Here is a 12,793-nt window from a genome sequence, read left to right as displayed (position 1 = left end):
TTACTAACCATGCGCTGGGATTTTTCCCTGATTTTATTCATTTTGTTATTGCTGACCGGTGTGGTGTGGGCATGGAACAAGTTTTCCTTGTCTGCAAAACGCCGTCAGCGCGCACGCGAGGCCATGTCGTCCATTCCTGATTTGCCAGGCGTGGATGCAGCAGAAATCGAAAAGCTGCGTAAAGATGCTTATGCCAAAGCCATGAAAATGCCATGGTGGGTAGAGTATGGTGTGAGCTTTTTCCCCGTCATCTTGTTTGTATTTATTTTGCGATCGTTCATTTTTGAACCTTTCCGTATACCATCAGGCTCTATGTTGCCCACTTTGCAAAATGGCGACTTTATTCTGGTGAATAAATACGAGTACGGTATTAGATTGCCCGTACTAAATACAAAAATTATCGATACCGGTTCCCCGGAGCGTGGTGATGTATTGGTATTCCGTTACCCTGTAGAGCCAGAGACCGATTACATCAAGCGTGTAGTTGGCTTGCCCGGTGATGTAGTGGAGTATCGCGATAAGTCGTTGTACATCAATGGCAATAAAGTCAGTGAAGTACGGGATGGTGATTATTTTGAACCAGATCACAGCCGCTATACCGGTAAATACGTAGAACAATTGGGTAAGGTAAAGCACGATATTTTGTTAGACAAACGTGCACCTCAGTATTACCGACCTATCGTTGACTTTCCTTATCGCGATCGTTGTGAGTACTTCCCAGCTGGTCTGCGTTGTACCGTACCCGAAGGTAATTACTTCGTGATGGGTGACAACCGCGATAACAGCCAAGACAGTCGCTATTGGGGTTTTGTGCCAGACGAAAACATTGTGGGCCGAGCCTTCCTGATCTGGATGAACTTCGGTGAGTTTGGCCGTATAGGAAGATTTCAATAATGGCAGCACGCTTGCAAAAGCTAGAACAGCGGATTAACTATCAGTTCTCTGATCAAGCGCTGCTTGAACAGGCTCTGACGCATCGTAGCCATAGTGCGAAGCATAACGAGCGCCTAGAGTTTCTAGGCGACTCGGTGCTGAACTTTGTGGTGGCATCGCTGCTGTTCAAACGTTTTCAGAAAATTGATGAAGGCGACCTATCCCGATTGCGCGCCAACTTGGTGAAACAATCTACGTTGGCTGACATTGCTCAAAAGCTTGAGTTGTCCGAATACTTGCGCTTAGGAGAAGGGGAGCTGAAAAGCGGTGGTTTCAGACGTCCTTCTATTTTGTCCGACGCATTAGAAGCAATTTTTGGTGCCGTCTATCTGGATGGTGGTTTTGATCAAGCTGCTAAAGTGATTACAGGGCAGTTTGAAGACATCATGGTGGATATAGACCCCAAGACCTTGGGTAAAGATCCTAAAACCTTGTTGCAAGAACTGCTGCAAGGCCATAGATTGGCATTGCCGTTATACACCGTAGTCGCTACACATGGTGCTGCACACAATCAAACTTTTGATGTGCAGTGCCATATAGAAAAACTGGATATCACGATTATGGCTAGCGGCAGCAGCAGACGCGCTGCCGAACAAGCCGCCGCTGTGCAGGCCATAGAACACGTGTCCGCCTACTTAGATAACAAGGCAGGACGTCAAAAACGCAGCCGTAATCCGCAGTTGAGCCTGCCGGTTGCTGTCAGTCAGGAGCAGTCATGAACACTACGCAAGACTTTCGTTGCGGTTTTATCGCCGTAGTTGGGCGTCCCAACGTGGGCAAGTCTACGTTAACGAATGCTCTGGTTGGCGCCAAAGTTTCTATTGTTTCGCGTAAAGCGCAAACCACGCGTCATCGTATTCATAGCGTGCTCACACGTGATGATGCGCAGTTTGTGTTTGTGGACACACCGGGCTTTCAAACACGCCACGGTGGTGCCATGAACCGTATGATGAACCGCGTAGTGACACAAGCCTTGGCTGATGTGGACGTAGTGATTCAGGTAGTAGAGGCTGGTAAGTGGACACCGGGCGATGAGCAGTTGATCCCTTTGCTGCCTAAAAATGCCAAAGTGATTTTGGTCATCAACAAAGTTGATATGCTGAAAAACAAGGCTGACTTACTGCCGTTTATCGCACAGGTTAGCCAGAAATTTAGCTACACCGCAGTGGTTCCGTTGAGTGCAGCCAAAGGTTTGCAGTTAGATGTACTTCTAGACGAAGTAGCAGCACACCTGCCTGAAGGTGAGCCTATGTTCGAAGAGGATACGCTTACCGATCGTTCTATGAAGTTCATCGCAGCAGAGTTGATGCGCGAGAAAATTTTCCGTTTGGTGGGTGACGAGCTGCCATACAGCTGTACCGTCATGATCGAAGAGTGGGAAGAAAACGAAAAAGGAGCGCGTATTGCCGCTTGCGTGCTGGTAGAGCGTGAAGGCCACAAACCCATCCTTTTGGGGGCGGGTGGTGAGCACATGAAGCGTATCGCTAGTGAAGCACGTCAGGATATAGAGCGCATGTTGGAAAAGCCTGTATTTTTGAATGTGTACGTGAAAGTACGCAAAGGCTGGTCTGACAGGGAGGCATCGCTGCGCGAGCTGGGGTATGAGTAAACAGCGTCAGCGTGTGCAGCATGAACGGGCGTATGTGCTGCACAGTATGGCCTGGCGTGAAACTTCATTATTAATACAGGTTTTTACTCAACGATACGGAACGGTGTCGTTGGTAGCCAAAGGGGCCAAGCGCCCCTATTCAGCATTACGTGCTGTATTGTCTGTTTTTCAACCATTGCAAGTGGGTTGGTCTGGGGCGAATGAAGTTAAAACCCTGACCCATGCCGAGTGCGCAGGTTTACATGTACTCTCTGGGCGAGCCATGATGTCGGTCTGGTATATGAACGAGTTGTTGCTGCGTTTATTACCTAAAGAAGACCCACACGATGTACTGTTTGAAGCCTATGAGCAGGCATTAACGCAGCTAGTACGAAATCCTAAACAGGCCTCATTGGCCTTGCGAAAGTTTGAATGGATCTTGCTTCAAGAAACAGGTTACGGCTTAGATCAGCAGTACCCAGATTTTGATGATGCAGAGCAAGAGCCATTTTTACGTACCGTACTGCGTGAGCGATTAGATGAGTTGTTAGGACGCCCCCTTCGTACACGCGGGGTGATGATGGATCTACTGCATTTGCAGTCATGACTACAGAAAACCTATTAACAACCACTGAGTCAACACCTGTGGTGGTGTTGGATGCATGTGTCATGATTTCCAATGTGTTGCGCTACCTTTGTTTGGGGTTGGCACGAGCACAAGTGTTTCAACCTGTATGGAGCCCTGTCATTGCCGACGAGTGGCGACGTAATGCATCTAGGCTGTGGGAAGTGCCTGAGGCGCAGCTACAACTGGATTGGGATGCGTGGCAGTTAGAGTTCCCGTTGGCGGATCAAGGTAATGTACAGCTCTTCAAAGAAGGCTTACGCTACAGTGATCCCAAAGACTGGCACGTCATAGCGGCAGCCAGAGCAGCACAAGAAAGTTTTGCTGGACGCTCCGTGGGTGTATTAACTAAAAATCTCAAAGATTTTAATAAATCCGAGCTGCGACGCTTAGGGTTAGGGTTGTGGGCACCAGATCTGTTTTTAGAAGGGCTGTGGGCAGAACATGCGCAGTTGCTATTGCCCTTGCTAGAGGCTATGCCGGCTGCGGTGCGAGCACCGGATAAGCCGTTATTGAGTGTGAGTGCGTTACTAAAGCGTGAGCGTTTATATCGCTTTAACCGCTGTTATGAGCAACAGATTCTCATAGGTGAGTAATGAAAAAAGGGGTAGGGTTGTCGGTAGGCGCATCCGTTTTGTTTGCGCTACTGTATTACTATGCAACGCTGCTGCGACCACTTGAAGGTACAGAGATTTTTGCTTGGCGCGTATTGTTGGGCTTTCCTGTGCTAGCTGTCTTCATCACGCGTTTAAAGCGCTGGGCAGAAGTAGGGCTGATGATACGGCGTATGTTTAGCGACGTGCGCTATATGGTCTTGCAAGTAATATGCGCTATTTTGTTCGGCCTGCAAATGTGGGTGTTTGTTTGGGCACCATTGCACGGCAAAGCATTGGAAGTCTCAATGGGCTACTTTCTATTGCCTTTGATGATGGTGCTAACGGGGCGAATCTTCTACAAAGAGCAACTTAGTACGTTGCAGCGTATTGCTGTGGCGTTAGCTTTTGTAGGGGTGTTGCACGAGTTGCTGCGCACATATTCGTTTTCATGGGCAACGGCATTGGTGGCATTTGGTTATCCGCCGTACTTTGTGATTCGACGTTATTTGAAGGTGGGATCACTAAGCTCGCTATTCTTTGATTTCGGCTTTCTGCTGATTCCTTCCTTTTATATTCTGTATACCCAAGATATTAGCGTGGCACAGAAGTTTGGTGAGTATGCCCGCTTGTATTGGCAGGTGCCCATTTTTGGTGCCATTAGCGCCTTGGCATTGTTGGGCTATTTAACGGCAAGTCGGCTGCTGCCCTTGGGCTTATTTGGCATCTTGGGTTATGTGGAACCTGTATTGCTGTTCTGGGTGGCTTTCTTGCTGCTAGGAGAGCCTGTACAAAGTCATGAGTGGTACACCTACATACCTATTTGGCTGGCGGTGCTATTGGTGGCTGTAGAGGGCTTCTTGGCGTGGCGTAAAGATCAGAGATCTAAAGAGGCTACAGGGAAGTAGTTGCAGCGCATGAGTTACACGGCCACAGGCCGGGGCGGTCGCCTTAGGCTAGGGCAGGCAGTAGGTTGATGCGGTATTCATCGCATGCGCAGGGGACTGCAGGAATACTTTTTGTGATTTGAGACACCAAATCAAAAAAGTTTCCTCTCCGTCCCCCGATTCTTTTGAATGTGGCTAGGTTTACAGCCCTTTCTTGCAGGGTGTTGGCGTGGCTTGATTCAGTTGAAAAGCAAACTTTTAGACTGCCTGTAATGTCAGCTGTACCATCAGAAAATACAGCTTAGTTAGTTTGATGAAGGCAGAAAGAGCCGAGATTATCAGCATACAGGGTAAGTAGGCATCTTCAGAAATTGGTAAGCATGCCTCTTTCGTTGGCCATAGAAGTACTCACCATCTTCAACAGCAACCACACTAAAAACCGTGGCAAGCGATGAAGGGAAAACGGAGGAAAGTTTTTTTTATTTGGTGTACAAATTAAAAAATACTTTTCGCAGTGCTAGCTACTGCAGCCAGTGGTGAATATGTTGATACGTATCCATCGTGCATGAAAAAACCCTCCGTTTTACGGGAGGGTTTTCTAGAGGCTAGTCATAGCCCCTATGGTGAGTTTCAACGATGATTAGTCGTTGTTGCCACCCGTAATACCCAACAGCACCAGCAGGTTACTGAAGATGTTGTACACATCCAGATATACCGCCAAGGTTGCGCTGATGTAGTTGGTTTCGCCGCCACGCATAATGCGTTGCAGGTCGATCAGCAAGAAAGCAGAGAAGATACCGATAGCCATGGTGGAGATCACCAAGGTTAGGGCTGTCATCTGAAAGAAGATGTTGCCCAGAGCAGCCAAGATCAGGATCACTGCACCGATAAACAGAAACTTCTGCATACCGCTGAAATCACGTTTGGCTGTGGCGGCAACGCTGGCCATTACGGCAAACACAGCGGCAGTACCACCAAACGCCATCATGATCAGTTGTGAGCCGTTTTGCATGCCCAGCACAAAGCCTAGCAAGCGAGACAGCATCAAGCCCATGAAGAAGGTGAAGGCCATCAGGAACACAATACCCAATGAGCTGTTTTTGTTACGTTCTACCATGAACATCAGGCCGAAAGCACCCACTAGGAATACTACGGCGCTCATGCCTGGGCTGCTGCCCATGATTTGGTTAATGCCAGTGCGCAGGCCAATCAAGGCACCCAGAATGGTGGGAACCATGGAGAGAGCCAGCAGCAAGTAGGTGTTGCGCAGTACACGGTTTTGAGCCAGTGCTGACTGCGAAGCCCTTGAGCCGGAATGCTCAGGCAGGCTTGATTGACGAAAGTCGCTCATGACGCATCCTTTAGAAAATACGGGAAATGGCTAAAGATTAACTGACAACTACCTGAACACGCAAGATTTTTAGCGTTGCAAGCTGTGCGCATGTAGGTCATACCCTTTAGATTGGTACCAGCGCCAACGGTTCCGCGCGGTTTCTTTATCTTTGTGCTCATCAGACACAATTTCAAGAATGCGGGTGAATTGCTCACTGTTAGGTGGGCAGGAGGCAGCGAGGTTGATTAGCCATGCCGGTTCACTACCTGCTTGACTAAGAGAAGGGTCGGGGTCTGTGTGGCAGAGAATCACCGGTGTGGTGCTAGCTAAAGGATCTTCAGCACGTACATGCGGGATAAACGCCGTGGGCTCAAAGCCCCACAGCAAGTGTTCAAAGCGTGCCAGAGCACGGTCATCGTTTAGATAAACGATGACACGTCGGCCACGCACGTAATGCTTGCGAATAACATCGCAAGCGGTGCGTAGCCGGTCTCTGGCATCAAAGGCGAAATCTACGCGAGTCATTTGGCCTGTTGGCAACGATCCAGCACAAACTGTACCAACAGAGGTACAGGGCGGCCTGTAGCGCCTTTATCTTTACCACTGCGCCATGCTGTACCGGCCACATCCAAGTGAGCCCATGGGTATGCAGAAGTAAAGCGTTGCAAGAAGCATGCAGCAGTGACGGAACCCGCAGCAGGGCCGCCAATGTTAGCGATGTCTGCAAAGTTGGATTTCAGCTGTTCTTGGTAGCGTTCATCCAAAGGCATGCGCCATGCGCTGTCACCACTTTGTTTAGCGGCATTCAGCAGTTCTTCGGCAAGGCTATCGTCAGGGCTAAATAAACCGCTGTTGATATGACCCAGCGCTACAACGCAAGCACCAGTCAGCGTAGCGATGTCTACGACGGCAGCCGGCTTGAAGCGTTCAACATAGGTCAGCGCATCGCACAATACCAAACGACCTTCTGCGTCGGTGTTCAGGATTTCGATGGTTTTGCCTGCCATGCTGGTTACGACATCGCCAGGTTTGTTGGCGGCTCCGCTAGGCAAGTTTTCGCACGATGCGATCACGCCAATCACTTCGTGATCAACGTTCAACTCAGCTACGGCCATCATGCTGCCCATAACGCTGGCTGCACCACCCATGTCGTATTTCATTTCATCCATGTTGGCAGCAGGTTTCAGAGAAATACCGCCCGCATCAAATGTCAGACCTTTACCTACCAATACCAGTGGTGCAGATTCAGCCGCTGCTTTTTTGGTGGGTTTGTGTTTGATGATGATAAAGACTGGTGGTTCTACAGAGCCTTTAGCCACGGAAAGGAAAGAGCCCATTTTCAACGCTTCCATCTGTTTGCGTTGTAGCACTTCCACTTTCAAAGAGGGGTAAGTTTTGCCTAATTGCTTGGCTTGCTCAGCTAAATAGGTGGGTGTGCAGATATTGGGCGGCAGATCGGCCAGCAAACGGGTAAAATTAACCCCTTTACCGATGGCGGAGCCTTCATCCAAACCAGCTTTGGACTCGCTAACCAGCGTGCGAGGTACCCACTGTAGGTATTTGGTAAGTTTCAGAGCTTCTGCTTTGGTGCTCAGTGTGGCATCAAAACGGTAGCTGGCGGCCAGAACAGCTTGTGCTGCGCCACTGCTGCGTTGACGCAGTGTGGTGCCGTTGCAATCTACTCCGGCTAGTGTGGATACAGCTTCACTCAGTTTTGCTTGGATGCAGTACTGGGCAAAAGTGCTTTCAGCAGTTTTGTGCTGTGCGGCTTGGTATTTTTCTTGATCACCCAGGCCAACCAGTACGATACGCTCTGCTTTGATGCCCTCTAGATTACGCAATACCAAGTGTGAGCCAGACTTTGCGCTAAACTCGCTTTTGAGGACTTTACGGATAGCACCATTAGAGGCGCGATCAATAACGTCCGCAGCGGGGGTAAGAACCTGATTGGTAAATACACCGATCGCTAAAGCTGAAGTTTTGATCTGATGTAAAGAAGCTGAACTTTGTGTGCTAAATTCCATACGATTTTCCTATGAGTACAGGCCTGTTGTCGCATTAACCTGCTTATTGTCCCATGTTTTTGTTCAAACGTAGTTCTATATCCGAAATCCTGAGCCACGCAGGTGTTGTGCTATCCACTTTGCTAGTGGTATGGCTTAGTGTACTGCTGGTTAGGCTAGTAGGCGAGGCGGCTGGTGGCAGTATTGGTGCCGACGTGGTGCTGGGCATGGCGCTGTTCTCTTCCATCACGGCATTGCCAGTGATTTTATCTGTCTCACTATTCATTGCCGTACTAACGACTATCACGCGCAGTTTCAGAGAGTCTGAGATGGTGGTGTGGTTTGCCAGTGGGTTGTCATTACGTAGCTGGATTAGCCCGGTGCTGTCCTGTGCGATTCCTATTGCCCTGTTGATCGCGGTACTAACATTTTTTGCATCCCCTTGGGCGTACCTGCAAATATCCGAATACCGCCAACGCTTTGAGTTGCGCTCTGACCTTAGCAAAGTATCTCCCGGTGAATTCATCGAAGTAGAAGATGGTGCCCGCGTGTTTTTTACTGAAGAACCATTGGGTGAGGGTGAGGAACTAGGTAAGGTGGTGGCGCGTGTGATTGATCCGCAGTGGTTTAGCGTGATTACGGCTAAAAGCGCACATGTGCAAAACGAAGATAATGGCGACCGTTTCTTGGTGCTGAATGAAGGCTACCGTTATGACATGAAGCCTAAAACACCTTGGTTCCGTATCACAGAGTTTGAGAACTACGGTGTGCGCTTAGAAAACCGAGATGAGCAGGGTACCAGTAGCGAGCAGATACGAGCACGGGCTGAACAACAAATTAAGGCACGGCCTACCGCACAGTTGTTAGGCGACGATACGAATAGGGCTCGATCGCAAGTGATGTGGCGTTCAGCCTTGCCGTTGGCAGCCTTAAACTTGGCGTTATTGGCAATTCCCTTGGGGGCTGTAAATCCGCGTTTAGGGCGGTCGGGCAATATCTTACTTGCCGGTTTGCTGGCATTGCTCTATATGAACTTAATCAACTTGTCGCGTGGTTGGATTGCCAGCGGTAGTTTGAGCTTCCCGGTAGGTACGCTATTAGTGCACGCTGCATTTAGCCTATTAGTGGTATTTTTGTTCTGGAAAAAAATGCGTATTAAGCGCCCGAAGCAGTCATAGGCTTCTAGTTGTAGACTCTAAGTATATTACTATAATTAATATTAAGCCCATTCCTTATTCCATATAATAAGCTAACAACAGGGGCTTACTATGAATCTTCAACAATTCCGATTCGTGCGGGAGACAATACGCCGTCAGTACAATTTGACTGAAGCGGCTCGTTCACTCTATACCTCACAACCAGGTGTATCCAAAGCCATTATTGAGCTTGAAGATGAACTGGGCATCAAAATTTTCGAACGACATGGCAAACGCATTAAAGGACTTACTCGTCCGGGTGCCGACGTTGCCAAGATCATCGAGCGCATCATGCTCGAAGTGGATAATCTGAAAAAAGTCAGTGATGACTTTGCGCGTGACGACGAAGGTACGTTGGTGATCGCATGTACCCACGCCCAAGCTCGTTATTTACTGCCCAAGGTGATTCCTGCTTTCAGAAAACGTTTTCCTAAGGTGCATTTATCCTTGGCAGAGGGCAGTCCTGCGCACTTGGCGTCTATGGTGTTGCATGAGCAGGCCGATGTGGCGATTGCGACTGAAACACTGTCTAAAACGCCTGGGTTGGTCGCATTGCCAGTATATGAGTGGGAACACACTATTGTAGTAAGGCCTGATCATGAATTGGCCGAACTGCCTACACCAGCGTCTAAGAATCTGAATCTGAAGTTGCTGGCTAAGTACCCCATCGTGACGTACGACCATGCGTTCTCGGGTAGACGTTCTATAGATGAGGCATTTGCCAATGAAAATCTCACCCCTGATATCGTGTTGGAAGCATTAGATGCCGACGTGATTAAAACCTACGTGGATGTAGGCTTGGGTATTGGGATTATTGCTGGCGTTGCGTTTGATCCGCGTCGTGACAAAGGTTTGGTGGGGTTGTCTGCAGGGCACTTGTTTGGCAAGCATCAAACTCGTGTAGCGGTGAAGGCAGGGTCTTTCTTGCGCGATTATGTATATGTGTTGCTAGAGATGTTGGCGCCAGCACTCACACGTGATGTAGTGCAAGATGCTTTGGATGGCGAAAGTTCAGTATAAGAGCGAGCTTTCGCGATGAGGCTGCATAAGATAAACCCCTGATGTACATACACCAGGGGTTTTTTATATGTTTATAGCGAAATAATGGCAGTGTGTAACGGTGCTTACATACTCAAGATTGACAATCTTAATGATAATGATTATCGTTTATCATGTTTTCAATTTTAAGGAGTAAGCATGTCTAATCAGGTAACAGCCGTGGTGGTGGGTGCAGATAGGTTGGGGAACATTCCAGACCTGCTCAACCTGCACAATATTAAGATCAAACAACACATTAGTGGTAGAGACCCCTCTCATCAAAAAAAGACCTTACAACTGCCTTCAGGCACAGAGTTGCTGATTCTTTTGACGGACTTCTTAGGTCACAACGTAATGAAAACTTTTAGAGCCGCAGCACAACGCTCTGGTGTGAAAGTGGTTGCTTGTAGGCGCTCTGTATGTAGCATGAAGTTGGCGCTTACGCAGGGCGGCTTTTGTGAGTCATGCCCGTACAGCGGGAAGACGCATTAAGTTCTGACAAGGTTTGCTCCGGAAACAAAAAAGCCAGCTCAATCGAGCTGGCTTTTTAGTGTTCTAACAAGTTAGTTACTGGCGGTAAGGCGGCGTGCGCCGTTATAACGTTTAGTCCAGTACGATACGCTCATGTCTTCTACACGAACCACAGCACCAGTGCGAGGAGCGTGTACAAATTTATTGTTGCCGATATAAATGCCTACATGAGAGAAGCGAGCGCCGCGTGTATTAAAAAAGACCAAGTCGCCTTTTTGTAATTCGTTGCGTCTAACGGATTCGCCTTCTTTAGCAATTTCAGCTGATTGTCTGGGAAGTTTCAGACCTAGAGACTTTTCAGCGGCGTAGCCCACCAAGCCACTGCAATCAAAACCGGTTTCGGGAACGGAACCACCGTAACGATATTTAGTACCTAGAAAATCTAAAGCGGCTTCAGCAAAATCGCTAGTGCTGGGCTGCTCTTGGCGTTCGGCAAGATAAATATCGCTTTGCGCTCGGTTCTTTAGGTAGGCACCCAGTGGATCTGATTGAGTGCGGTAACGTTGGCTATCCGTAGCGCTCAGACTGACAAATAATTCGTCTAGGCTGGCCTGATCGCCGGGGGTGGATTGTTGGGTTGCACATCCGCTCAGCAATACCATAGCGCCTACAGCAGCGGCACCAAGTACACGATTAGGAAGAAGTGAGCGAATTTGAAAGGTTCTATTATTTTTAGTAGACATGATGGCTGTATTGTTATGGCTTACCGCAATTGGTGGGGTGCAGCAACTTGAACAAGCAACGAAAAAAGAGTTTAGCCAAAGATTCTGGGCGAGTAAACCGTAGTTTGAGATCAGTTAGTAATGAGATATTACGTAATAAAAATTTCAGTGCGTTGACAACGCGCAGTAAAAAGCCTTTTTCGTAGGCTGGCTATAGGGCTTGTGCTAGAGGCGGGGGCAGAATAGACTGCCTGAACAGCTGACATTAGCATTACATTGGGAGTTAAAAATGATGAAAACACGCGCAGCCGTAGCCTGGAAAGCTGGAGAGCCTCTTACGATCGAAGAAGTCACCTTGGAAGGCCCTAAAGCAGGCGAAGTATTGGTGGAAATTAAAGCCACTGGTATTTGCCATACAGACTACTACACCTTGTCGGGCGCTGATCCTGAGGGTTTGTTCCCCGCTATTTTGGGTCACGAAGGTGCAGGCGTGGTATTAGAAACTGGCCCTGGTGTGACATCGTTGAAGGCTGGCGATCATGTGGTGCCGCTGTATACCCCTGAGTGCCGTCAGTGCAAATCCTGTTTGTCACGCAAAACAAACTTGTGTACAGCCATCCGCGCCACGCAAGGTAAAGGTTTAATGCCAGACAGCACATCGCGTTTTTCTATTGATGGGAAACCTATTTTCCACTACATGGGTACGTCGACGTTTGCGAACCATATCGTAGTGCCAGAAATTGCACTGGCAAAAATTCGTCCTGACGCGCCTTTTGATAAGGTTTGTTATATAGGTTGTGGTGTAACGACTGGCGTGGGCGCGGTACTGTTTACGGCCAATGTAGAAGCCGGTGCCAATGTGGTGGTATTTGGTTTGGGTGGTATTGGTCTGAACGTGATTCAGGGTGCCAAAATGGTAGGTGCCGATAAGATTATCGGTGTAGACCTGAACCCTGAGCGTGAAGCGATGGCTAGACAGTTCGGCATGACCCATTTCATTAATCCTAATGAAGTAGAAAACGTTGTGGATCACATTATCCAATTGACTGATGGCGGTGCAGATTACTCGTTCGAGTGTATCGGTAACACCAAAGTCATGCGTCAAGCATTGGAGTGTTGCCACCGTGGTTGGGGCCAGTCCATCATTATTGGTGTGGCGGAAGCTGGTGCGGAAATCTCTACTCGTCCATTCCAGTTGGTTACTGGCCGCGTATGGAAAGGTTCCGCGTTTGGTGGTGCTCGTGGTCGTACTGATGTACCTAAATTGGTAGATTGGTACATGGAAGGTAAGCTGAATATTGATGACTTGATCACGCATAAGTTGTCGTTGGATCAAATCAACGAGGGCTTTGATTTAATGAAGCGTGGAGAGTCTATTCGTTCAGTCGTGGTGTACTAATTCGT

General features: G+C 48.5%; 14 protein-coding genes. 10 read left to right on the top strand and 4 right to left on the bottom strand.

Annotated elements, in window-relative coordinates; translation table 11 throughout:
• Window positions 1-9: 9 nt before the first annotated feature.
• From lepB to rarD, 6 genes are read left to right on the top strand one after another with little or no spacing between them, the layout of a single operon-like run.
• A complete protein-coding gene (lepB, locus tag AC3QL0_RS11445; RefSeq protein WP_493008592.1) occupies window positions 10-894 on the top strand; it encodes a signal peptidase I in 885 nt (294 codons plus the stop codon).
• On the top strand, window positions 894-1,652 hold the full coding sequence (gene rnc / locus AC3QL0_RS11440; protein WP_493008591.1) for a ribonuclease III: 759 nt from the start codon (window positions 894-896) through the stop codon (window positions 1,650-1,652). Before lepB ends, rnc begins: the two co-directional genes overlap by 1 nt.
• Window positions 1,649-2,542, top strand: coding sequence for a GTPase Era (gene era, locus AC3QL0_RS11435; protein WP_493008590.1), 894 nt, complete (start codon window positions 1,649-1,651; stop codon window positions 2,540-2,542). Before rnc ends, era begins: the two co-directional genes overlap by 4 nt.
• The gene (gene recO / locus AC3QL0_RS11430; protein WP_493008589.1) at window positions 2,535-3,128 is read left to right on the top strand and encodes a DNA repair protein RecO; all 594 of its coding nucleotides are present in this window, start codon (window positions 2,535-2,537) and stop codon (window positions 3,126-3,128) included. Before era ends, recO begins: the two co-directional genes overlap by 8 nt.
• Entirely contained in the window at window positions 3,125-3,742 is a 618-nt protein-coding gene (locus tag AC3QL0_RS11425; protein ID WP_493008588.1) for a PIN domain-containing protein, read from the top strand. The genes recO and AC3QL0_RS11425 overlap by 4 nt, the downstream gene beginning before the upstream one ends.
• Window positions 3,742-4,647 (top strand): EamA family transporter RarD, encoded by a 906-nt coding sequence (gene rarD, locus AC3QL0_RS11420; RefSeq protein ID WP_493008587.1) that lies wholly within the window; start codon window positions 3,742-3,744, stop codon window positions 4,645-4,647. Before AC3QL0_RS11425 ends, rarD begins: the two co-directional genes overlap by 1 nt.
• A gap of 619 nt (window positions 4,648-5,266) precedes the next feature.
• Here the strand turns inward: rarD and AC3QL0_RS11415 are convergent.
• From AC3QL0_RS11415 to AC3QL0_RS11405, 3 genes are all read right to left on the bottom strand, one after another.
• A complete protein-coding gene (locus tag AC3QL0_RS11415; RefSeq protein WP_135861720.1) occupies window positions 5,267-5,977 on the bottom strand; it encodes a Bax inhibitor-1/YccA family protein in 711 nt (236 codons plus the stop codon).
• Window positions 5,978-6,046: 69 nt separating this feature from the next.
• Window positions 6,047-6,484, bottom strand: coding sequence for a DNA polymerase III subunit chi (locus tag AC3QL0_RS11410; RefSeq protein ID WP_493008586.1), 438 nt, complete (start codon window positions 6,482-6,484; stop codon window positions 6,047-6,049).
• On the bottom strand, window positions 6,481-7,983 hold the full coding sequence (locus tag AC3QL0_RS11405; protein ID WP_493008585.1) for a leucyl aminopeptidase: 1,503 nt from the start codon (window positions 7,981-7,983) through the stop codon (window positions 6,481-6,483). Before AC3QL0_RS11405 ends, AC3QL0_RS11410 begins: the two co-directional genes overlap by 4 nt.
• Window positions 7,984-8,036: 53 nt before the next feature.
• On the opposite strand from AC3QL0_RS11405, the gene lptF reads away from it, so the two are divergent.
• From lptF to AC3QL0_RS11390, 3 genes are all read left to right on the top strand, one after another.
• Window positions 8,037-9,140: an LPS export ABC transporter permease LptF gene (lptF, locus tag AC3QL0_RS11400; protein ID WP_493008584.1), complete on the top strand. Its 1,104-nt coding sequence runs from the start codon at window positions 8,037-8,039 to the stop codon at window positions 9,138-9,140.
• A 90-nt stretch (window positions 9,141-9,230) separates the two neighbouring features.
• Window positions 9,231-10,178 carry a CysB family HTH-type transcriptional regulator gene (locus tag AC3QL0_RS11395; RefSeq protein ID WP_493008583.1) on the top strand — a complete coding sequence of 316 codons (948 nt, stop codon included), beginning with the start codon at window positions 9,231-9,233 and terminating at the stop codon, window positions 10,176-10,178.
• Window positions 10,179-10,355: 177 nt separating this feature from the next.
• Window positions 10,356-10,688, top strand: coding sequence for a DUF2325 domain-containing protein (locus AC3QL0_RS11390; protein ID WP_135862881.1), 333 nt, complete (start codon window positions 10,356-10,358; stop codon window positions 10,686-10,688).
• Between the two features lie 71 nt (window positions 10,689-10,759).
• On the opposite strand, the gene AC3QL0_RS11385 is transcribed toward AC3QL0_RS11390, so the two are convergent.
• Window positions 10,760-11,329 carry a C40 family peptidase gene (locus tag AC3QL0_RS11385; protein WP_493010985.1) on the bottom strand — a complete coding sequence of 190 codons (570 nt, stop codon included), beginning with the start codon at window positions 11,327-11,329 and terminating at the stop codon, window positions 10,760-10,762.
• Window positions 11,330-11,681: 352 nt separating this feature from the next.
• Here AC3QL0_RS11385 and AC3QL0_RS11380 point away from each other — a divergent pair, with 352 nt between their 5' ends.
• Complete coding sequence (locus AC3QL0_RS11380; RefSeq protein ID WP_493010984.1) at window positions 11,682-12,788, top strand: S-(hydroxymethyl)glutathione dehydrogenase/class III alcohol dehydrogenase; 1,107 nt, start codon at window positions 11,682-11,684, stop codon at window positions 12,786-12,788.
• Window positions 12,789-12,793: the final 5 nt, after the last annotated feature.

The sequence above is a fragment of the Paenalcaligenes sp. GW821-LYS-B07-1 genome (assembly GCF_058803365.1).
Note: the sequence above shows the minus strand (reverse complement) of the source record. Positions and strands in the feature narration are given on the sequence as shown.